Source organism: Embleya sp. NPDC001921 (genome assembly GCF_053594475.1).
In genome coordinates, this window is the sequence record NZ_JBSFEO010000020.1 from 14,932 (window position 1) to 35,123 (window position 20,192).

General features: G+C 69.9%; 17 protein-coding genes. 6 read left to right on the forward strand and 11 right to left on the reverse strand.

Going from position 1 to position 20,192, the window contains the following annotated elements:
* Nucleotides 1-150: 150 nt before the first annotated feature.
* The 3 genes from ACWCPW_RS23340 to trhA all read right to left on the reverse strand — a co-directional run bounded on the left by ACWCPW_RS23340 (nucleotide 151) and on the right by trhA (nucleotide 3,189).
* The gene (locus tag ACWCPW_RS23340; RefSeq protein ID WP_449763543.1) at nucleotides 151-780 is read right to left on the reverse strand and encodes a TetR family transcriptional regulator; all 630 of its coding nucleotides are present in this window, start codon (nucleotides 778-780) and stop codon (nucleotides 151-153) included.
* Nucleotides 752-2,350 (reverse strand): MFS transporter, encoded by a 1,599-nt coding sequence (locus ACWCPW_RS23345; RefSeq protein WP_449763544.1) that lies wholly within the window; start codon nucleotides 2,348-2,350, stop codon nucleotides 752-754. The genes ACWCPW_RS23340 and ACWCPW_RS23345 overlap by 29 nt, the downstream gene beginning before the upstream one ends.
* A gap of 173 nt (nucleotides 2,351-2,523) precedes the next feature.
* Entirely contained in the window at nucleotides 2,524-3,189 is a 666-nt protein-coding gene (gene trhA / locus ACWCPW_RS23350) for a PAQR family membrane homeostasis protein TrhA (protein WP_395870344.1), read from the reverse strand.
* 245 nt (nucleotides 3,190-3,434) lie between these two features.
* On the opposite strand from trhA, the gene ACWCPW_RS23355 reads away from it, so the two are divergent.
* The 4 genes from ACWCPW_RS23355 (at nucleotide 3,435) to ACWCPW_RS23370 (ending at nucleotide 8,968) form a co-directional block, all read left to right on the forward strand.
* Nucleotides 3,435-5,243 (forward strand): phosphoenolpyruvate carboxykinase (GTP), encoded by a 1,809-nt coding sequence (locus tag ACWCPW_RS23355; RefSeq protein ID WP_449763545.1) that lies wholly within the window; start codon nucleotides 3,435-3,437, stop codon nucleotides 5,241-5,243.
* Between the two features lie 220 nt (nucleotides 5,244-5,463).
* Nucleotides 5,464-6,225 carry an isoprenyl transferase gene (locus tag ACWCPW_RS23360; protein WP_360311901.1) on the forward strand — a complete coding sequence of 254 codons (762 nt, stop codon included), beginning with the start codon at nucleotides 5,464-5,466 and terminating at the stop codon, nucleotides 6,223-6,225.
* Between the two features lie 291 nt (nucleotides 6,226-6,516).
* The gene (locus ACWCPW_RS23365; protein ID WP_449763546.1) at nucleotides 6,517-7,833 is read left to right on the forward strand and encodes a PhoH family protein; all 1,317 of its coding nucleotides are present in this window, start codon (nucleotides 6,517-6,519) and stop codon (nucleotides 7,831-7,833) included.
* Between the two features lie 412 nt (nucleotides 7,834-8,245).
* On the forward strand, nucleotides 8,246-8,968 hold the full coding sequence (locus ACWCPW_RS23370) for an aggregation-promoting factor C-terminal-like domain-containing protein (protein WP_449763547.1): 723 nt from the start codon (nucleotides 8,246-8,248) through the stop codon (nucleotides 8,966-8,968).
* Nucleotides 8,969-9,065: 97 nt separating this feature from the next.
* On the opposite strand, the gene ACWCPW_RS23375 is transcribed toward ACWCPW_RS23370, so the two are convergent.
* Nucleotides 9,066-10,226, reverse strand: coding sequence for a steroid 3-ketoacyl-CoA thiolase (locus ACWCPW_RS23375; protein WP_449763548.1), 1,161 nt, complete (start codon nucleotides 10,224-10,226; stop codon nucleotides 9,066-9,068).
* A 319-nt stretch (nucleotides 10,227-10,545) separates the two neighbouring features.
* Between ACWCPW_RS23375 and ACWCPW_RS23380 the strand changes: the two genes are divergently transcribed.
* On the forward strand, nucleotides 10,546-11,853 hold the full coding sequence (locus tag ACWCPW_RS23380; RefSeq protein ID WP_449763549.1) for a TetR/AcrR family transcriptional regulator: 1,308 nt from the start codon (nucleotides 10,546-10,548) through the stop codon (nucleotides 11,851-11,853).
* Nucleotides 11,854-12,170: 317 nt separating this feature from the next.
* Here the strand turns inward: ACWCPW_RS23380 and ACWCPW_RS23385 are convergent, their stop codons facing one another.
* From ACWCPW_RS23385 to ACWCPW_RS23395, 3 genes are all read right to left on the reverse strand, one after another.
* Nucleotides 12,171-12,695, reverse strand: a complete 525-nt coding sequence (locus ACWCPW_RS23385; RefSeq protein WP_449763550.1) for an alkyl hydroperoxide reductase — start codon at nucleotides 12,693-12,695, stop codon at nucleotides 12,171-12,173.
* Nucleotides 12,696-12,698: 3 nt separating this feature from the next.
* Nucleotides 12,699-13,250 (reverse strand): peroxiredoxin, encoded by a 552-nt coding sequence (locus ACWCPW_RS23390; protein WP_078976832.1) that lies wholly within the window; start codon nucleotides 13,248-13,250, stop codon nucleotides 12,699-12,701.
* Between the two features lie 736 nt (nucleotides 13,251-13,986).
* On the reverse strand, nucleotides 13,987-15,474 hold the full coding sequence (locus ACWCPW_RS23395) for an MDR family MFS transporter (protein ID WP_449763551.1): 1,488 nt from the start codon (nucleotides 15,472-15,474) through the stop codon (nucleotides 13,987-13,989).
* Between the two features lie 91 nt (nucleotides 15,475-15,565).
* Here ACWCPW_RS23395 and ACWCPW_RS23400 point away from each other — a divergent pair, with 91 nt between their 5' ends.
* On the forward strand, nucleotides 15,566-16,126 hold the full coding sequence (locus tag ACWCPW_RS23400; RefSeq protein WP_449763552.1) for a TetR/AcrR family transcriptional regulator: 561 nt from the start codon (nucleotides 15,566-15,568) through the stop codon (nucleotides 16,124-16,126).
* A 244-nt stretch (nucleotides 16,127-16,370) separates the two neighbouring features.
* Here the strand turns inward: ACWCPW_RS23400 and ACWCPW_RS23405 are convergent, their stop codons facing one another.
* The 4 genes from ACWCPW_RS23405 to ACWCPW_RS23420 form a co-directional block, all read right to left on the reverse strand.
* The gene (locus ACWCPW_RS23405; RefSeq protein WP_449763553.1) at nucleotides 16,371-17,246 is read right to left on the reverse strand and encodes a hypothetical protein; all 876 of its coding nucleotides are present in this window, start codon (nucleotides 17,244-17,246) and stop codon (nucleotides 16,371-16,373) included.
* 54 nt (nucleotides 17,247-17,300) lie between these two features.
* Nucleotides 17,301-17,804 carry a SigE family RNA polymerase sigma factor gene (locus ACWCPW_RS23410; RefSeq protein WP_449763554.1) on the reverse strand — a complete coding sequence of 168 codons (504 nt, stop codon included), beginning with the start codon at nucleotides 17,802-17,804 and terminating at the stop codon, nucleotides 17,301-17,303.
* Nucleotides 17,805-17,928: 124 nt separating this feature from the next.
* Entirely contained in the window at nucleotides 17,929-18,615 is a 687-nt protein-coding gene (locus tag ACWCPW_RS23415) for a DUF402 domain-containing protein (protein WP_449763555.1), read from the reverse strand.
* A 129-nt stretch (nucleotides 18,616-18,744) separates the two neighbouring features.
* Nucleotides 18,745-20,160, reverse strand: a complete 1,416-nt coding sequence (locus ACWCPW_RS23420) for a class II fumarate hydratase (RefSeq protein ID WP_449763556.1) — start codon at nucleotides 20,158-20,160, stop codon at nucleotides 18,745-18,747.
* Between the last annotated feature and the right edge of the window lie 32 nt (nucleotides 20,161-20,192).

Below are 20,192 nucleotides of genomic sequence, written 5' to 3' on the forward strand. Positions count from 1 at the left end.
AGCGGACGTGCATCCCGGGCGCGTAGCGGACGGCCCGACCGTGACCGCATAGCGGGCATGCACCCCGGCGCGCCGACCGCCGGCCAACGCAGCCGCCGCGCCGCCGTGCGCGTCACGCGCCCGCCGCCCACCCCACGCCCGCCGCGCCTCTCACGGGCTGTCCCCCAGCCCCCGTTCCAACAGGCCCAGGGACTCGTCGGCCAGTGCGACCAGGTCCCCCGTGCAGCCGTCGCGGGTCCACCCCACGATCGCCTCCGACAGTGCCGCGCCGATCGCGGCGGCGGCGACCCGCAGTTCGAAATCGTCGGCCGAACGCCCGGTCCCGGCGGCGAACGACTCGGTGATCATCGCCCAGGTCTGCATCTGGTGCTCGTAGTTGCGCCGGCGCAGCGCCGGGACCTCCAGGATCAGGGTCATCCGGGTGACCAGTTCCTCGCGGTCCTCCTCCAGGATCTCGCGCAGCGTGTCCAGGATGACGGTGCGCATCACCCGGAGCAGGCTCATGCCCTCGGGCGCGGTCCGCAGGATCTCCACCATCAGGGGGTCGTACTCGTCGGTGAGCACGATGTCCTCCTTGCTGGGGAAGTAGCGGAAGAAGGTGCTGGGCGAGATCTCCGCCGCCTCGGCGATCTGGTCGACGGTGGTCGCGTCGTAGCCGTGTTCGCGGAAGAGCCGGTAGGCCTCCCGGCGGATCGCCTGGCGGGTCTTGATCTTCTTGCGCTCGCGCAGCCCCACGGGTGAGGCGGCCAGGTCACGGATGGAGGACTCCTTCGCGGTCATGCCTCGATTCTCCCGGTCCGGCCGGGCTCGCCGCCGGCGCCGGTGCGTCGGCGATGCGGCGGGGCAGGAAGGTCGCCACCGCGACGCCGAGAACCAGTGCGCTGACGCCACAGATCAGCAGGCTCAGGTTCATGCCGTGCACGAACGCCTCGCGGGCCGAGTCCAGCAGTGCCGGGTCCGCGCCGTGGGCCGACACCTTGGCCGCGCCGCCGATCGAGTCGCGCGCGGCGTCCGCGACCGGGCCCGGGCGTCCGGCGGTGTCGATCCGGTCGACGTAGGCGGACGCGAGCACGCTGCCCAGGATCGCCACCCCGAGCGCGCCCGCCACCTGCCGCAGGGTCTGCACCAGGGCCGATCCCATCCCGGTGCGCTCCGGCGCGAGGTTGGCCATCACCGCGTCCATCGAGGGCACCAGCGACAGGCCCAGGCCCAGGCCGGTCACGGTGAGCCAGCAGGCGGTCCATCCGTACCCGTCGTGCACCGAGCCGGTCGCGCCCAGCAGCAGCCCGCCGCCGAGCACGAACAGGCCGCTCGGGATGACCACCTTGTAGCCGAACCGCGCCGCGAGCTTGGAGCTCGCCAGCGAGGCCACGAACAGCCCGCCCAGCAGCGGCAGCAGTCGCAGCCCGGTGCCGAACGCGTTGTGGCCGTCCACGCCCTGGAACCGCTGCGGGACCAGGAACAACACGCCGGAGATCGCGAAGGACGGCACCAGGGCGGCGACCGTGGCCCACCGGAAGTTGCGGTCGCGGAAGAGCCCCAGATCGATCATCGGCCGCCGGGCCCTGGCCTCACGCACCACCAGGCTCGCGATGAGCAGCGCCGCCGCGCCGAACAGCGTCAGCACGCGCGCGTCGCCCCAGCCCCACTCGGGCGCCTCGATCAGCGCGAAGATCAGCGTGGTCAGCCCCGCGACCACCAGGACGGTGACCGTGATGTCCACCTTGGGGGCGTCGGCCGAGCGCGACACCGGGAGCAGGAATCCGCACACGAGCAGTGCCAGCCCGACCATCGGGATGTTGATCAGGAACACCGAGCCCCACCAGAAGTGCTCGAGCAGCAGCCCGCCCAGGATCGGGCCGAGCGGGATGCCCAGCGCGGTGCTCGCGGCCCAGACCGAGATCGCCTTGCCGCGCTCGGCGGCCGGGAAGAGCGAGGGCAGGATGGACAACGACAGCGGCATGATGAACGCCCCGCCGATGCCCATCAGCGCGCGCGCCGCGATCACCCCCTCGACCGAGCCGACCAGCGTGCCGACCACCGAGCCGACGCCGAATATCGCGAGGCCCACGAGCAGGAAGCGGCGCCGGCCGTAGCGGTCGCCGATCAGTCCGGCCGGAAGCATCAGCGCCGCGAACACCACGACGTACGAGTCGGCGATCCACTGCAGGTCGCCCGTGCTCGCGCCCAGTTGTTCGCTCATCGTCGGCATCGCCACGTTGATGATCGTGGTGTCCAGGCCGACCACCAGGAGTCCGACCACCAGCGCGCCCAGCGCCCACCACCGCCGGGGGTCGGGCGGCTCGCCGGCCTCGTTCGCCCGACTCGGCTCCTGCTTCGTCGCATCCATGACAGTCCCCATCTATTGAGTGCATCTACCTTATGACAGTAGCTCTCAAAATCTAGTGACAGTCAACTTCCTCGGCAAAGAGCAGACCAAGCTCGGGGGAAAACCCGGAAAAGCCCGAAGGCCCACAACTCCGAGCGGAGTCGCGGGCCTTCGGGCCGATGAGTGGAAAGCGATCAGTCGAGCGCCACCAGGGCGACGGCGACGAAGTGGCTCGCGAACGCGAGCAGCGTGAAGGCGTGGAAGACCTCGTGGAAGCCGAACCACTGCGGTGAGGGGTTGGGTCGCTTGATCCCGTAGACCACCGCGCCCAGGCTGTAGAGCACGCCGCCGACGATCACCAGAACCACCACCGCGACGCCGCCCTCACGCATGAACTCGGGCAGGTAGAACACCGCCGCCCAGCCGAGCGCTACGTAGATGGGGGTGTAGAGCCAGCGTGGCGCGCCGATCCAGAAGACCCGGAAACCGATCCCGGCGAGCGCCCCGATCCACACCACCCAGAGCAGGATTTGGTCGCTTTTGCCCAGCAATAGAATGGTCAAAGGGGTGTAGGTACCCGCGATGATCAGGAAGATGTTGGCGTGATCGAGTCGGCGCAGGACCGCCTCGCCGCGCGGTCCCCAGTTGCCTCGGTGGTAGACCCCGGACGTGCCGAAGAGCATCGCCGCGGTCAGTGCGAACACGCCACACGCTATGCGGGACTTGGTATCCCCGGCCAGGGCGACCAGGACGATGCCGGAGGCCACGGCGAGGGGAAAGGTCCCCGCGTGGATCCATCCGCGCAGCTTGGGTTTGATGGGCGTCAAGGGCGCCGTCAAGGCGTGCGCGTCCACACTCATGTCGCCGAGTGTACTTACGCCCACGTAGGTTACTGGTAAGTACGGAGTGAGACGCATCACGGGAGATCTTGTCCCGGAGGGGCGCGAAACCGCACGTCTTTGGGGTTTTCGGTCCGGTACGGGGCACAACTTCCAGGTGGGGACCTGTCCCGGGCGGTTCCGCGTTCGGATGACCGGATAAAATCCCCGCAACCCTCAACCCCGACGCCGGGGACTCGCCGTCCCAGGCGCGAAATGGAGCGATCGTGGCCAACGAGGTCCCGACGAAACACAGGCAGCTGCTCGACTGGGTGAGCGAGATCGCCCGGCTGACCCAGCCCGACCGAATCGAATGGTGTGACGGTTCGGAAGAGGAGTACCAGCGCCTCGCCGACCTCCTCGTCGAGAAGGGCACCTTCCGCAAGCTCGACGAGAACAAGCGCCCCAACAGCTACTACGCGACCTCCGACCCTCGGGACGTCGCACGCGTCGAGGACCGGACCTACATCTGCTCCGAGAAGGAGGAGGACGCGGGTCCGACCAACAACTGGATAGCTCCGGCCGAGATGCGCACCAAGCTCGGCGGCCTGTTCGCCGGCTCGATGCGTGGCCGCACGATGTACGTGGTGCCCTTCTGCATGGGTCCGGTCGGCTCGCCGCTGTCCGCCTACGGCGTGGAGATCACCGACTCCGCCTACGTCGCGGTCTCGATGCGCACGATGACCCGAATGGGTCAGGCGGTGCTGGACTTCCTGGGCACCGACGGAGAGTTCGTCAAGGCCGTGCACACCGTCGGGGCCCCGCTCGCCGAGGGCGAGGCGGACGTGCCGTGGCCGTGCAACAGCGAGAAGTACATCACGCACTTCCCCGAGGACCGGGAGATCTGGTCCTACGGCTCGGGCTACGGCGGCAACGCGCTGCTCGGCAAGAAGTGCTACGCGCTCCGGATCGCGTCCGTCATGGCGCGCGACGAGGGCTGGATGGCCGAGCACATGCTGATCCTGAAGCTCACGCCTCCCTCGGGCGCCGAGCCGAAGTTCATCGCCGCCGCCTTCCCCTCCGCGTGTGGCAAGACCAACCTGGCGATGCTCCAGCCGACCATTCCGGGCTGGAAGGTGGAGACCGTCGGCGACGACATCGCGTGGATGCGGTTCGGCGAGGACGGCCGGCTGTACGCGATCAACCCCGAGGCGGGCTTCTTCGGTGTCGCGCCGGGCACCGGCGAACACACCAACGCCAACGCGATGAAGACCATGTGGGGCAACTCGGTCTTCACCAACGTCGCGCTCACCGACGACAACGACGTCTGGTGGGAGGGCATGACCGAGGACGAGCCCGCGCACCTGATCGACTGGAAGGGCAACGACTGGACTCCCGAGTCGGAGACCCCCGCCGCCCACCCCAACGCGCGGTTCACCGTCCCCGCGTCGCAGTGCCCCACCATCGCGCCCGAGTGGGAGGACCCCAAGGGTGTGCCGATCTCGGCCATCCTCTTCGGCGGTCGGCGCGCCAGCGCGGTTCCGCTGGTGACCGAGTCCTTCGACTGGCAGCACGGTGTCTTCCTCGGCGCGAACGTGGCGTCGGAGAAGACCGCCGCGGCCGAGGGCACGGTCGGCGAGCTGCGCCGCGACCCGTTCGCCATGCTGCCGTTCTGCGGCTACAACATGGGCGACTACATGGCGCACTGGCTGGACATCGGCCAGGCCACCTCGGCGGACAAGCTGCCGAAGATCTACTACGTGAACTGGTTCCGCAAGGACGCCGACGGCAAGTTCGTCTGGCCCGGCTTCGGTGAGAACAGCCGCGTGCTCAAGTGGATCGTCGAGCGCCTGGAAGGGCTCGCCGACGGTGTGGACTCCCCGATCGGCGTACTGCCGACGCGCGAGTCGCTGGACCTCAAGGGTCTGGACCTCACCGACGCCGAGCTGGACCTGCTGCTGAGCGTGGACCGGGAGATCTGGAAGCAGGAGGCCGCGTTGGTCCCCGAGCACCTGGAGAAGTTCGGCTCGCACACCCCGCAGGGACTGTGGGACGAGTACAACAAGCTGGTCGCGCGACTCGACGCCCGAGGCTGACTCGACGTCGAAATACCGGTACGCTCCGGGCCCGGCGGGATCTCTCCCGCCGGGCCCTCGGCGTTCGGAAAGCCACCCTCGGATGAGCGCGCGACACGCCGTCCGCGAGCCGACCTTCACCGCATCTTCACGCCCGCCCTCCGCCGCGTGACGTCGAGCGGGTGTCGGACGGGAGTAGGGTTTTCGGCGCGGGTGATCACGGACGGAGGAGCAGGTGGACATGGGCCTGCGGGACCTCGCATACGGCGCATACGGCAAGCGCATCGAGGCGTCGCTCGACCGTACGGTGATACCGCGTCACGTCGGCGTCATCCTGGACGGCAACCGCCGCTGGGCGAAGGCGTACGGCGAACAGGTGGCCGAGGGGCACCGCAAGGGTGCCGACAAGATCCACGAGCTGCTCACCTGGTGTGAAGAGGTCGGCGTCGAGGTGGTCACGCTGTGGCTGCTGTCCACCGACAACCTCAATCGGCCGCCGGAGGAGCTGGCCGATCTGATGGTGATCATCGAGAACGCGGTCACCGATCTGGCCGCCGCCCGGCGCTGGCGGGTGCACCCGGTCGGCGCACTGGACCTGCTGCCCGAACACACGCGCGAGGTGCTCAAGCGCTCCGAGACCGAGACCGCGGACCTGACCGGCGTGTTCGTCAACGTCGCGGTCGGGTACGGCGGTCGGCACGAGATCGCGGACGCGGTGCGCTCGCTGCTCGTGGAGCACGCCGGCAAGGGCACCTCGATCGAGGAACTGGCCGAGGTGCTGGATGTCGAGCACATCGCCGAGCACCTCTACACCCGCGGCCAGCCCGATCCGGACCTGGTCATCCGAACCTCGGGTGAACAGCGGCTGTCCGGTTTCCTGTTGTGGCAGAGCGCGCATTCGGAGTTCTACTTCTGCGAGGCCTTCTGGCCGGACTTCCGCAAGGTCGACTTCCTCCGGGCGCTGCGCGACTACTCCGCCCGGCACCGCCGCTACGGCGCCTGACGCCTCGTCATCGTGCCTGCGCAGACCCGGGATTCCATCGGCATGTGATCATCCGGTTTGTGTTGGAGTCCCCGCGGACGGGAATAACCCCGTCGGGCCGGCGCACATCATGTGGGCCGGTGCGATATGTGGGTGACACCCCGTCACCTGCCCGGGAGGCCCTTCCGTGCACTACACGCTCCACAGTTCACGGCGACAGGAGGGCCGGGCACCCGGCCTTCGGGCCGGGGCCCGGACTCCGAGCGATCAGGGCGCACGGTGCGCGTGCCCTGAGAGGGGGCGAGGCACTCCGTGGCCACGATCCAACGCCGTGCTCCGCAGCACCGGACGTATGTCCTCGACACCAGCGTGCTCCTTGCCGATCCGTCGGCGCTCTTGAAGTTCGACGAGCACGAGGTGGTTCTTCCCGTCGTCGTGATCACCGAGTTGGAGGCCAAGCGGCACCACCCGGAGCTGGGTTACTTCGCCCGTCACGCGCTGCGGATGCTGGACGAACTGCGCACGCAGTACGGCCGCCTGGACGCCCCGGTGCCGATCGGGGAATCCGGCGGCACGCTGCGGGTGGAGCTCAATCACATCGACGCGACCGTGCTCCCACCCGGATTCCGGCTGGGCGACAACGACTCGCGCATCCTGGCGGTGGCCAGGCACCTCATGGCCGAGGGACACGATGTGACGCTGGTGTCCAAGGACGTGCCGATGCGGGTCAAGGCATCCGCGGTGGGACTGAGCGCGGAGGAGTACCGCGCCGAACTGGTGAACACGTCGGGCTGGACGGGGATGGCCGAACTCCAGGTCGACTCGGCCGACATCGACGCCCTGTTCGAGCGCGATCGCACCCACATCGAGCAGGCCGCCGACCTGCCCTGCCACACCGGACTGGTACTGGTGTCCGAACGCGGCAAGGCGCTCGGCCGGGTCACCGCCGACAAGCAGGTCCGCCTGGTGCGCGGCGACCGGGACGTGTTCGGCCTGCACGGACGCAGCGCCGAGCAGCGGATAGCTCTCGACCTGCTGCTCGACCCGGACATCGGCATCGTGTCGATGGGCGGCCGGGCGGGCACCGGCAAGTCGGCGCTGGCGATGTGCGCGGGCCTGGAGGCGGTGCTGGAGCGCAATCAGCACCGCAAGGTGATGGTCTTCCGTCCTCTGTACGCGGTCGGCGGCCAGGAGCTCGGATACCTGCCCGGCACCGAGAACGAGAAGATGAGCCCCTGGGCCCAGGCGGTCTTCGACACGTTGTCGGCGGTCACCACGTCCGACGTGATCGAGGAGGTGGTCGCGCGCGGGATGTTGGAGGTGCTGCCGCTCACCCACATCCGCGGCCGGTCGCTGCACGACGCGTTCGTGATCGTGGACGAGGCGCAGTCCCTGGAGCGCAACGTGCTGCTGACCGTGCTCTCGCGGATCGGCAGCAATTCGCGGGTGGTGCTCACCCACGATGTCGCGCAGCGGGACAACCTGCGGGTCGGTCGGCACGACGGGGTGGTCGCGGTGGTGGAAAAGCTCAAGGGGCATCCGCTGTTCGCGCACGTGACGCTGACCCGGTCCGAGCGCTCACCCATCGCGGCCCTGGTGACCGAGATGTTGGAGGACCTGCCGGGCTGACGGATGCCCTGGTGGGAGACCCGGAGGCAACGGTTGTGCCGGCCCCGTCGGCGACGTCTCGACTGCTTCGAGACGTCGACGGCGGGGCCTCGCCGTGTCCGCATATTCCGGGTGGAAACGGTCTCGGGCGAAAAGGGAAAAAGCTTGGCCGTTCCGGGAGTTGTGATGTTCGCCACGTCCCGGGAAATTGCTTCCGAATGTTTGGCTGAGGCAGGCTGCTGGACTTGTAAGACCCCCGCGTACGGCTGTGCCCGACAACTCAACACATGACCTGCTGTACGCCGCCCACGCAGGCGCCGGGTGAACCACTCGGCGCAGGGGCCGAAGCACTCCCTTCGGGAGTGTGGGAAGACCGGGGGTTGGATTCGTTCGCCGCTTCGCTCGCGGTGCGCGCCTGCCGGAAGGAACGTGTGTGAGCCGGATCTCGGTTCGGGGGATAGCCGTGGCATCCGCCACCGCTGTCACGGCCGTTGGCGCCGTCGTCGGATTCAGTGGCACGGGCGTTTCCGCGTCCGCCGACGCCCAGACGGTAGACGAAGCGAGCACGACGAAGCTTCTCGAGGTTCCTGCCGCCCCCCAGGCGCAGCAACTGAGCACGGGTATCACCCACCAGGCCGACGCGCAGACCGCCGCCTACGACGAGGCGCAGCGTGTCCAGGCCGAGGAGGCCGCCCGGGTCAAGGCCGAGCGCGACGCCGCCGAGAAGGCCGCCGCGGAGAAGGCCGCGGCCGAGAAGGCGGCGGCGGACAAGGCCGCGGCCGACAAGGCCGAGGCCGACCGCAAGGCCGCCCAGGAGCGCGCGGCGCGTTCGGAGAACCGCGGCGCGGTGGAGAAGGTGTCGGCGTCCGCCGCCGATGCCCAGGCGATCGCCAAGTCGATGATGAGCGCGAGCGCGTATACGTGCTTCAGCAACATCGTCACCAAGGAGAGCGGCTGGCGGGTCGACGCGACGAACAAGTCGTCCGGCGCGTACGGCCTGATGCAGGCGCTGCCCGCGAGCAAGTACGCCTCGGCCGGCTCCGACTGGCGGACCAACCCCGCGACGCAGATCAAGTGGGGTCTGAGCTACATGAACGAGCGCTATGGCAGCCCGTGCCAGGCGTGGACGTTCTGGCAGTCCCACCACTGGTACTGAGTGGGCCGCGAGTCGAGCGACTCGCCCATGAGTTCGGATCGAGCCCCGCACGCCGTCAGGCGCGCGGGGCTCGGTCGTGTCCGGTGTCGACCGGGCCTCAGATCCGCTCGATGATCGTGCCGGACGCGTTGGCGCCGCCCGCGCACATCGTCACCAGCGCGAACTGCTTGTCGGTGCGCTCGAGTTCGTGGAGCGCGGTGGTCAGCAGCCGGCCGCCGGTGGAGCCGACCGGGTGGCCGAGGGCGATCGCGCCGCCGTTGACGTTGACCTTGTCCAGGTCGGCCTTCTGCACCTGGGCCCAGGACAGGACGACGGACGCGAAAGCCTCGTTGACCTCGAACAGGTCGATGTCGGACATCGACATCCCGGAGCGGGCGAACAGCCGCTCGGTCGCGTCGTTGGGACCGTCCAGGTGGTAGTGCGGGTCCGCGCCGACCATCGCCTGGGCGACGATCCGCGCGCGCGGACGCAGGCCCAGCGCGCGGGCCTTGTCCTCGTCCATGATCAGCAGCGCGGCGGCGCCGTCGGAGATCTGCGACGAGTTGCCCGCGGTGTGGATGCCGTCCGGCAGCACCGGCTTGAGCTTGGTCAGGCTCTCGATCGTGGTGTCCCGCAGGCCCTGGTCGCGGTCGACCAGGACGGTCTCACCGGTGGGCTTGCCCTCGGCGTCCAGTACGGGGGCCTCGATCGTGATCACCTGCGACGTGAACCGGCCCTCGTCCCACGCGCGCTTGGCGTTGGCCTGTGAGCGCACGCCGAGGGCGTCCACGTCGGCGCGGGTGATGCCCCGGTTGCGGGCGATCCGCTCGGCGGCGGTGAACTGGTCGGGCAGGTCGATCGCCCAGTCCTCCGGCTTGGACTTCTGGCCGGGCTTGGCGGTGTGCCCCAGCGGGTTGCGGCTCATCGACTCGATGCCGCAGACAACTCCCGCGTCGATGGCGCCGGTCGCGATCAACCCGGCGATCAGGTGCACCGACTGCTGGGCCGATCCGCACTGGCAGTCGATCGTGGTGCCGCCGGTGCGGGTCGGCAGTCCGGCGTACAGCCACGCGTGCTTGACGATGTCGCCCGACTGCTCGCCGGCCTGGGTGACGCAGCCGCCGATCACCTGGTCGACGAGTTCGGCGTCGATCCCGGCCCGTTCGATCAACCCGCGCTGGGCGGCGGCGAGTAGCTGCACCGGGTGCAGACCGGCGAGCCGGCCGTTGCGCTTGCCGATGGGCGTGCGCACGGCTTCGACGATGACGGGGTTGCCCATGAGGTCGCTCCTAGCGAGTCCTGAGTGGCCGGTCCTCGGGGCCGGGCCACGGGTGGCGACGCATTGATCCAGCCTGGTCTCACCCTGCCCCAGGTGTATGACTAAGTCAAGGATATGATCGAGGCGGCCGGGGCTCCCGATCCTCCCGGAACCTGGGATTCTCCCGACCGCCGGCTCGCCCCGCTCCGGACGCCCCCGCTCCGCGCCGGATCGCCCCGTGCCCTTGCGTCGGGTGGGTTCGTTGGGACCGGTGGGGCCGAGGGGGACTACCGGAACGTGAGATTCCGCATGGGATTCCCAGGCGTACTACGCTTGGCACGTGTTGAGCGATCGAGCGGGTGCGGAGCGTCACATCAGGCCGCGAGCGGATCGACGCGCGGAGATCATCAGACACGCCTGTGCGCTGTTCGCCAAGCGGGGCTACGGGGCCACCACCGTCCGCCAGATCGCCGAGTCCGCCGACATGCTCTCCGGCAGCCTGTACCACCACTTCCCGTCCAAGGAAGCGATGTTGCTCGAAGTGCTCGACACCTTCTTCGCCGACATCATGAGCCGCCAGCGGGCCACCGTCGAGCGCGGTGACGACCCCATCGCGACGCTGCGCGGCCTGCTTCGGGACAGCCTCGAAGTGATCGGCAACAGCCCCGACGCGGCGATCGTGGTGGTCGGCGAGTCGCGCCGACTCTCCCGCAGCGAGGGCTTCGTCTGGCTCTCCGATCGCACCGCCGAGGCGTCCATCCTGTGGGGCCGGGTGCTGCGCCGGGGCATCGAGGACGGCAGCCTGCGTCGGGACCTGCACCCCGTGCTGCTGTCGCTGATGCTGCAATCGGCGGTGTGGGGGATGGCCCAGTGGTACCGGCCGAGCGGGCGCTACGACCCGGACGCGGCCGCAGGACGTCTCGTGGACGTGTTCGTGCGCGGCATCGTGCGGCCCGGGCGCTACGCCTCGCAGCGGATCTGCAATCTGCTCGGCCCGGCCCGCTACACGGTGCCGACGCTGCGTCGGGTCGGCCCCGTCGAGGACGCCAGGGTCGAGGCCGAGCGCCGGATGGCCCGGGTGCCGCGCCGGACCGACGCGCGCACCCGGATCCGGATCGCCTCGAACCTGCTCTTCGAACAGGACGGGTACGCGGGCACCACGGTGCGCCGGATCGCCGACCTGGCCGGCGTACCGGTCGGCAGCCTCGCCCATCACATCGGTTCCAAGGAGCAGTTGCTGGCCGAACTGCTCGGCGAGTTCCTCGGCGACCTGCGCACCGCGTTCGACAAGGACGCGGCCGCGCAGCCGACGCCGGTGGAGCGATTGGCCGGACTGATCGGGCGGACCGTGGAAGCGCACGCGTGCCACGGCGTGTCCACCGTGCTGGCGATAAACGAGGTGCGCGGCGACGAGTTGCCCGCGAGCCGCCTGGCCGCGCAGCGCGCGAAGGTCTCGGACACCTGGACCCGGGCGCTGTCCGCCGGCATCCGCTCCGGCGACTTCCACCCGGACCTGGACCCGGTGTTCACCCAGCGTGTGCTGCGCACGGCGATCTCGACCGGAAGTCGGATCTATCGCGGGATGGGGGTCCGGGACGCGGTGGGCCTGTACCGGGAGGTCGCGCTGGTGGGGATGGGGGCGGCGTGAGCGCGCGGTACGGGCTGTCCGGGCCCGGTCTCGGGCCCGGCTCCGGGCCTGGGCCCGTTCGGCTTCGGCGGGTGACTCGGCTGCGCGGGCTGACCCGGCTGTGGTGGGCGACGGGTGCCTTGTGGGTGACCCGTTCGCGGTGGGTGATTCGCTCTCGTCCGGTGTCCAGGTCGCGCGCGAGGCGATGAGCGCGCGGCGGGGACGGGAACGCACGAGAGCCCGCCCCCGGGGTGGGGACGGGCTCTCGTGGTGGTGCGGTGTCGTGGTGCCGTGGCGTGCTGCCGTGGCGTGTTCGCCGGCGGGCGATCAGGGCGTGCTCAGCCCTGGTCGGTCTCCAGCGTCACACCGACCGCGTGGATCACGGCGGCGATCTTGATCGCCTCCTGGATCGTCTCGCGGGGCACGCCCTCCTTGCGCAGGACCTGCTCGTGCGACTCCAGGCACCGGCCGCAGCCGTTGATCGCCGAGACGGCCAGCGACCACAGCTCGAAGTCGGCCTTCGGGGCACCCGGGTTGGCCATCACGTTCATCCGCAGCCCGGCACGGAGGTTGCTGTACTCCGGGTCGCCGATGAGGTGCATCGAGCGGTAGTAGACGTTGTTCATCGCCATGATCGCGGCAGCGGCCTTGGCGGCGGTGAACGCCTCCTCGGACAGTCGGCTCTTGGCCTCGGGTTCGAGTTCGGCGAGCACCTTCGGGCTGCGCGTGGCGATGGCGCAGGCGAGGACGGTGCCCCACAGCGTCTGCTCGGCGAGCTTCGAGTTGCCGACGACCGAACCCAGGTTGAGCTTGAGGTCCTTGGCGTATTCGGGCAGAGCGGCCTTCAGGACGTCGAGACCCATGGATCAGGCGTCCATCAGCTTGGCGGCGTCGAGGGTCTCGCCGCCCTTCTGCCAGTTGCACGGGCACAGCTCGTCGGTCTGCAGCGCGTCGAGGACCCGCAGGACCTCGTCGGGGTTACGGCCCACCGAGCCGGCGGTGACCATGACGAACTGGATCTCGTTGTTCGGGTCGATGATGAAGACCGCGCGGTCCGCGACACCGTCGGCGTTGAGCACGCCGGCGGCCGAGGACAGCTCGCGCTTGAGGTCGGACAACATCGGGAAGGGCAGGTCGGTCAGGTCCGGGTGGTCCTTGCGCCAGGCCAGGTGCACGAACTCGGAATCCACGGATACGCCGAGCAGCTGCGCGTCGCGGTCCTGGAAGTCCTCGTTGAGGCGGCCGAACGCGGCGATCTCGGTCGGACACACGAACGTGAAGTCCTTCGGCCAGAAGAACACCACGCGCCACTTGCCGTCGTAGGACTTGTTGGTGATCTGCTCGAAGGCCTTGTCCGCCTCCAGCGACACGACGCCGGTGAGGTCGTACTCGGGGAACTGGTTACCGACAGTAAGCACTGGATCTCCTCCGCGAAGGGGCCGGACAGGCAGGTTCACCCGCCCGGTCGGACGTACGGTGATCACGATGCCACGGCCAAATTGATAGATGAAATAAGCAATGCCTCAACCATTGATCGTGATCACCTATCAGTGCGTGTGCGGCGGGAAACGCCCAGCTCGACGCACACGCTCGCGCGTTCGACCGCCGATCGGAGGTCACCGTGGGCGGCGGAGGAGGAGCATACGCGCCGATCCGTCGAACACCGAATCGTGACATTGGGATGATCTTGCGATCGGCGGGGCGGGGTCGGGCGGGCCTGCGTCGTGTGCGCCGAGTGGGTGACGGGATGGATTACGCGTGGTGACGGGGGCGGCGGCACTACGGCGAACCGGGCATGGCCACGGCTTCGGCGGAGGGTTTGATCCTTTGGGATGTCGCTACCTGGTCGCAGGCTGGGACCGAGGAAGCCGGCGGCGGCCGCCTCGTCCATCAGCATGGCCCGCTTCGGTTGTGGGATCAGGTGGAGGATGGGCTCACCGTGTGGCAGGAGGTCGGTTCGCCCGACCAGTCCGAGTTCGGGCTCACTGTGGCTGCCGACCTGACCCAAACCGTGTGGATCGGGGGGCGTGACGGGCCCTCCTGGCCGCTTCCGGTTCGAAAGGGCGCGTGTCGTGGGGTGTACGGGCTTCGGGCGCCGACGACTGTTCGCCGAATGACGTATGTGTTCACCGGGACCCGGGACCCGCGCTTCGATCAGCGCGCATGTGCTCGCGTCTTCGACGGGTGGCTGTCCGCTGCCGGAGTGGGCCGGCCGGGCAGGAGGAGGCACAGCGGGACGGCGATGGCGGTGAAGGCCACCGACCACCCGAAGGCGACGCCGAAGCCGTCGGCCACGGCGCCCGGGGTGTGCGCGCCGGCGGTGGTGTGCTGGAGGACGACGGCGACGGCGGCGGTGCCCAGCGAGCCGCCGACCTGCTGGGAGACGCGGGTGATGATGCCGGCGTCGGGGATCTCCCGATGTGCCAGGCCGACGTAGGCGGCGCCGGTGAGTGCGATCGTCGCGGCGCCCAGGCCGACGCCGCGGACGAACAGGGCTGCCATGAGCAGGACTTCGCCGGTGTCGGCGGTGACCGCGGTGAACGGCACGGTGGCCGCGGCGGCGACGGCGAATCCGACGAGGGCGACCCGGCGGGAGCCGAGGCGGTCGGTGTACGTGCCGGCCAGGGTGCGTGAGCAGAGCACGCCGACGCCCTGCGGGATGAGCAGCAGTCCGGCGCCGAGGGCGTCCTGGCCGCGGACCTGCTGGAAGTACAGCGGCAGCAGCAGCATCGCCCCGTACAGGGTGATGCCGGCCAGGAAGCCGAGGCCGGCGGCGGAGGCGAGCGCGCGATGCCGGAAGAGCCGCAGGTCGACCAGGGCGCCGGTGGTGGTGCGGGTCAGCGCCCAGGCGGTGAAGCCGCCGACCAGGGCGAGTCCGCCGATCAGCGGGACGAGGACCTCCGCGGCGGCGACGCCCGCGCTGCCCTCGACCCGGGAGAGGCCGTAGACGACCGCGGCGACGCCGGGGGAGAGCAGGAACAGGCCGATCACGTCGAGCCGGGCCCGGGGGCTGTCGAGGGCGGGTCGGTCCTCGGGCAGGTTGCGCCGGGCGAGCCAGGCGCCGACGGCACAGAAGGGGACGTTGACCAGGAACAGCCAACGCCAGTCGGCCAGATGCAGGATGAGGCCGCCCAGGACCGGGCCCAGGATCGGGCCGAGCGAGGCGGGCAGGGTGACGGCGGCCATCACCCTGCCGATGTTGCGGCCCTTGGCGGCCTGCATGATCAGCGTGATCATGAGCGGCATCATGATGCCGCCGCCGACGCCCTGGACGACGCGGAAGGCGATCAGGGCGGCCGCGTTCCAGGCGAGCGCGCACAGGAGCGAGCCGAGCAGGAATATGCCCAGGGCCGCGATCCACAGGCGTTTGCCGCCCAGGCGGGACTGGGCCCATCCGGCGATCGGCATGGTGGCGAACATGGCCAGCAGGTAGCCGGTGCTCACCCACTGGATCGTGGACAGCGGGGCGTCGAGTTCGCTCGCCAGGTCGTTGAGGGCGACGCTGACGACGGTGGTGTCGAAGACCACGGCGAGGGCGCCCACGATGAGGGTGAACGCCATGCGCCACACGGCGGGGTCCACCCGGTCGGGGTCCGACGCCGTGGGCGCGGCTTCGGCTTCGGGTTCTCGGGGAGCACGCACGGACGACCACCTAAGATATAGAGTCCTATCTTACGCGTCCGACGATAAGGCGCCGAGATAAGATAGGCAAGTCTATCTAAGGGAGATGTCGATGGCCGAGCGGCGCCGCGGGGCGGCACTGGAGAAGGCGCTTCTCGACGCGGCCTGGGCGGAGCTCACCGACAACGGCTACGCCGGCTTCACCATGGACGCCGTCGTCCGGCGCGCGGGCACCAGTCCTCCCGTGCTCTATCGCCGCTGGTCCGACCGTGACGATCTGGTCCGGGCGGCCATCGTGCACGCCTTGGAGGAGAGTCGCCTCGACGTCCCCGACACGGGGAGCCTGCGGGAGGACGTCCTCACCCTCATGCGGGAGATCAACGCCACCCGCGTCGAATTCGCCACCGTCATGAGCGCGCATCTGGCCAACTATCACCGGGAGACCGGCACCAGCCCGAGCGACCTCCTGGGGACGGGGCGGCAGGACGCCGTGGACGTACTCTTCGACCGCGCCGTCGAGCGCGGCGAGATCAAGCCGGAACGCCTCACCGAGCGCGTCAAGTCCCTCCCCTTCGACCTGCTGCGCCACGAGATCCTGACCACCTTCGTTTCCGTGCCCGACCACGTCCTCGAAGAGATCGTCGACACGATCTTCCTGCCCCTGGTGCGCTGACCGACAGCACGGGCACCCGCGCCGGCGGAGACGGCCGAAGTCCTCGCCGGCACGGGTCCACCCGCTGCCCCGGTCCCGGTGATCGGATCGCTCTTCCGGCGCATCCGCGACGGCGTGAACAGCCCGGTCGAGGACACCGTGCGGAAGATCATCGGCCGCCCGGGCCGCTCCTTCGCCGACTTCCCGGCCGCCACTCCCCAGCGCGGCGGTCCGGACGGGCCGGACGGGACCCGCCCGCGCGGTCTCACATCGGGTGGGTGCGCCAGAAGTCGACGGCCTCCAGGAAGGTCGGATCGGTGACCACCCGGAGCACCTGCTCGTTGCCCACCGGCGGCGCCGAGTCGGTGCGCTCGTCCCGGAACAGCGTGAACATCACCTGGGCACCGTGATATTCGAAGTGCGCGATCGGGGTGGACGGGGCCGCGTCCGCTGCCTTCTCCCCGGATTCGCCGCCCTTGACGGTCGCGATGTGACCCACCGAGACCACGCTCCCGTCCGGCAGCCGCCCCTCGGCGCATGGAAGCGGCGGGTTCTGCGGCGCCCGCTCGGCACACGGCCTGTTTCCGGCCAACCAGGGGCCGTCGCCCGGCCGGGCCTGCGCCGTGGCCCCGGCCGGGCCGATCGGCGGGTCGACCCGGACGGTGATGTTGTACGTCTTGTCGCCCGAGACCAGCCGGTAGGAGTGCACGCCGTCGTCCGGAATCACCATCCGGCCCGCGTCCGCGGGCAACAACCCGGTGAGCACGTCCGCGAGCTTCTGCTTGAAGGCGTAGCGCAGTTCGGCCTCGGCCCGAGTGGGTTCCTTGACCCTGCCCTTCTCCGTCGGCGGCACGTGCACCGTCGGATACGCCGTCGTCGGCGCGGCCAGCGGCTGGTCCGTGGGCCAGTTCGCCGGAATCAACGGCAACTCGCCGGACCGCGAACCGCCCGCCCGGGTCGTGTCGGTGCCGGCCCACGGCGCGAGCAGCAGGGTCGGCGCGGCGATCGCGGCGACCGAACCCAGGCCCACCGCGCCCATCACCGCGCGGGAGCGCAGCCGGAGCCGACGGCCCCGGCGCACCGCGCCCGGGACCAGGTCGGGCAGCGGAGGCAGCTCCGCCGTGGCTCGATCCAGCACCATCCGAAACTCCCGATCCGTACCGTGCGTACCGTCTTGACGCGGCATGGCGATCCCTCAGCTTTCCGTCGCGTACAGGTGGAGGTCTCCGAGTTCGGCCCGGAGCTTGGCCATCGAACGGGCGCACTGGCTCTTCACGTTGCCGGTGCTGCAGCGCAACAGCGCGGCGACGGTCTCCACGCTCAGGTCCTCCCAGTAGCGCAGGATGACCATCACGCGCGGCTTGGGCGGCAGCGTCGCCAGTGCCGCGAGCAGGGTCAGCCGCAGATCCGGGTGCCCTTCGACCTCTCGCGTCTCGGACGCCAGTTCGTGCGCCGCGTGTTCGCGCCGCCGGCCGCGCTGCTCGCTCAGGAAGGTGCGGCTGAGCACGGTCTTGGCATACGCGTCCAGGTTCTCCGCGCGGCTCGCCCGCCTCCAGTGCCGAAACAGCTTGGCCAACGTGGTCTGGGCCAGGTCCTGGGCCCGGTCGGCGTCGCCGCACAACAGGTACGCGGTGCGATAGAGCTGGTGTTGGCGCGCTCGCGCGTACTCCTCGAAATCCCGCTGTCCCGCCGTCGGCATCTCCGCCCCCTTGGTGTCACCCCGTTCAGAGCAGCCGACGGGCGAAAGGGTTGCAGCCGGATCCGCGCGAATGCGAAAAAAGAAATCGGGCCCGACCGGAGTCGGGCCCGAGCGTGGTGTTCGGCTAGGCGATGCGGACGTTGTCCGCCCAGTCGTCCGGGAGTTGCGGCAGCGGCCAGGCCGGGTCCGGGCGCCAGTTCTCCCACCCCTGGTCGAACGGCGCGCCCCAGGCCCGGATCGCCTCGACGGCGGCCCGGCCCTCCGCCTCGATCGCAGCGACCTGCTCGTCGGTGAGCCGACCCGCCTCCCGGGAGGCGGCCAGTTCGTCCTGGTCCTTGTACTCCCAGCGCCGGTCCGGGGTGACCCACACGTCCAGCACGTGGTCCTCGGTGTCCACGCCGCCGGCCCACCGGGTGCGCGGGCGTTCGAGGTTGACGTACCAGCCGGAGAAGCGCCAGTCGGCCTGCCAGAACAGCCAGACCGACCACGGTTCACCGGGCCGGGCCAGCATCAGCACCCCCGTCCCGGTCCACTCGACGATCGAGGGGATCCGGCCGAGTCGGAATCTGCGTTCGATCGGGGCCGTGCGGATATCGGATCCGTCCGGCAACATCGGCTTGACCCGTGAAGTGCCGCCGGCCAGCCAGACGGCGAGCTGGTCCGGGTCGTCGCGGACGACGGTCACCGGACGACAGTCCAGGACCTGATCGCCGCGCAGATAGCGCCACAACACCTGGTCGCCGGGAGACCAGGTGCCGGGCGCGTGACGGGGATCCTCGAAGTGCTCGTGTATGCGCAGGATGTTGGACATGACCTTGATTTACCCAGCGCCCGTGACACCTGACCGTGAGTCATGTTACGGGTGGGTCATCATGCGAAGAACATCACGGGTGCGGGCGTGCACACCCATCGCCGTGTGTGCGTCGCGCGACGCGTGGCGTCACGGTCGGGTCATCCCGAGCACGTCCAGCGCCGCGTCGAGTTCGGCCTCGGTCAGCCGCCCCTCGCGCACGTGCCCGCGCTCGATCACCACCTGCCGGATCGTCTTGCGCTCGGCCAGCGACTGCTTGGCGATCCGCGCCGCCTCCTCGTAGCCCAGGAAGCGGTTCAGCGGGGTGACCACCGACGGCGACGACTCGGCGTACTCGCGCATGCGCTCCACGTCGGCCTCGACGCCGGCCACCGTGCGATCGGCCAGCACCCGGCTCACGTTGCCCAGCAGCCGGATCGACTCGAGCAGGTTGCGGGCGATCACCGGCAACATCACGTTGAGCTCGAAGTTGCCCGCCGCGCCGCCGAAGGCCACCGCCGCGTCGTTGCCGATCACCTGCGCGACCACCTGGCCGACCGCCTCCGGGATCACCGGATTGACCTTGCCCGGCATGATCGAGCTGCCCGGCTGCAGATCCGGCAGCCGGATCTCGGCGAGCCCGGTGCGCGGTCCCGAACCCATCCAGCGCAGGTCGTTGACGATCTTGTTCAGGCCGACCGCGATGGTGCGCAACTGGCCGGACAGCTCGACCAGTGCGTCGCGCGCGCCCTGCGCCTCGAAGTGGTCGCGCGCCTCGGTGAACGCCAGTCCGGTGGAGGCGGCGATCTCCGCGATCACCCGCGCCGAGAACCCCGGCGGGGTGTTGATGCCGGTGCCCACCGCGGTGCCGCCCAGCGGCAGTTCGACCACCCGCGGCAGGCTCGCCTGCAACCGCTCGACGCCGTAGCGCACCTGCGCCGCGTACCCGCCGAACTCCTGCCCCAAAGTCACCGGTGTCGCGTCCATCAGGTGCGTGCGACCGGACTTGACCACGTCGGCGAACTCGGTCGCCTTCGACTCCAGCGTGGACGCCAGGTGGTCGAGCGAGGGAATCAGCGCGTGGGTGACCGCTATCGCCGCCGCGATGTGGATCGAGGAGGGGAACACGTCGTTGGACGACTGGGACGCGTTGACGTGGTCGTTGGGGTGTACGTCCCGACCCAGTCGCTCGGTCGCCAGGGTGGCGAGCACCTCGTTCATGTTCATGTTCGAGGAGGTGCCCGAGCCGGTCTGGAACACGTCCACCGGGAACTGGTCGGCCCACCGGCCGGTCACGACCTCGGCCGCGGCCTGCTCGATCGCCTCCGCGACGTCCTTGTCCAGCACGCCGAGTTCGGCGTTGACCCGTGCCGCCGCGCCCTTGATCCGGGCCAGCGCCTCCACGTGCGCGGGCTCCAGCCGCTGCCCGGAGATCGGGAAGTTCTCGACGGCGCGCTGGGTCTGCGCGCGCCACTTGGCGGCGGCGGGCACCCGTACCTCGCCCATCGAGTCGTGCTCGATCCGGTATTCGCCGGTCGGATCTGCGGTCGGTGCTGCCTCGGACATCGCTGCGGCCTCCTAGAAAGCGTTCCAAGGCC

Bases quoted from the DNA above. Each gene is read 5' to 3' on its own strand.
- ACWCPW_RS23360 (WP_360311901.1), top strand. From the start codon at position 5,464: ATGGGCCTGCGGGACCTCGCATACGGCGCATACGGCAAGCGCATCGAG.
- ACWCPW_RS23420 (WP_449763556.1), bottom strand. From the start codon at position 20,160: ATGTCCGAGGCAGCACCGACCGCAGATCCGACCGGCGAATACCGGATC.
- ACWCPW_RS23345 (WP_449763544.1), bottom strand. From the start codon at position 2,350: ATGGATGCGACGAAGCAGGAGCCGAGTCGGGCGAACGAGGCCGGCGAG.
- ACWCPW_RS23410 (WP_449763554.1), bottom strand. From the start codon at position 17,804: ATGCCGACGGCGGGACAGCGGGATTTCGAGGAGTACGCGCGAGCGCGC.
- ACWCPW_RS23375 (WP_449763548.1), bottom strand. From the start codon at position 10,226: ATGGGCAACCCCGTCATCGTCGAAGCCGTGCGCACGCCCATCGGCAAG.
- ACWCPW_RS23340 (WP_449763543.1), bottom strand. From the start codon at position 780: ATGACCGCGAAGGAGTCCTCCATCCGTGACCTGGCCGCCTCACCCGTG.
- ACWCPW_RS23405 (WP_449763553.1), bottom strand. From the start codon at position 17,246: ATGGTGCTGGATCGAGCCACGGCGGAGCTGCCTCCGCTGCCCGACCTG.
- ACWCPW_RS23400 (WP_449763552.1), top strand. From the start codon at position 15,566: ATGGCCGAGCGGCGCCGCGGGGCGGCACTGGAGAAGGCGCTTCTCGAC.
- ACWCPW_RS23385 (WP_449763550.1), bottom strand. From the start codon at position 12,695: ATGGGTCTCGACGTCCTGAAGGCCGCTCTGCCCGAATACGCCAAGGAC.
- trhA (WP_395870344.1), bottom strand. From the start codon at position 3,189: ATGAGTGTGGACGCGCACGCCTTGACGGCGCCCTTGACGCCCATCAAA.
- ACWCPW_RS23415 (WP_449763555.1), bottom strand. From the start codon at position 18,615: ATGTCCAACATCCTGCGCATACACGAGCACTTCGAGGATCCCCGTCAC.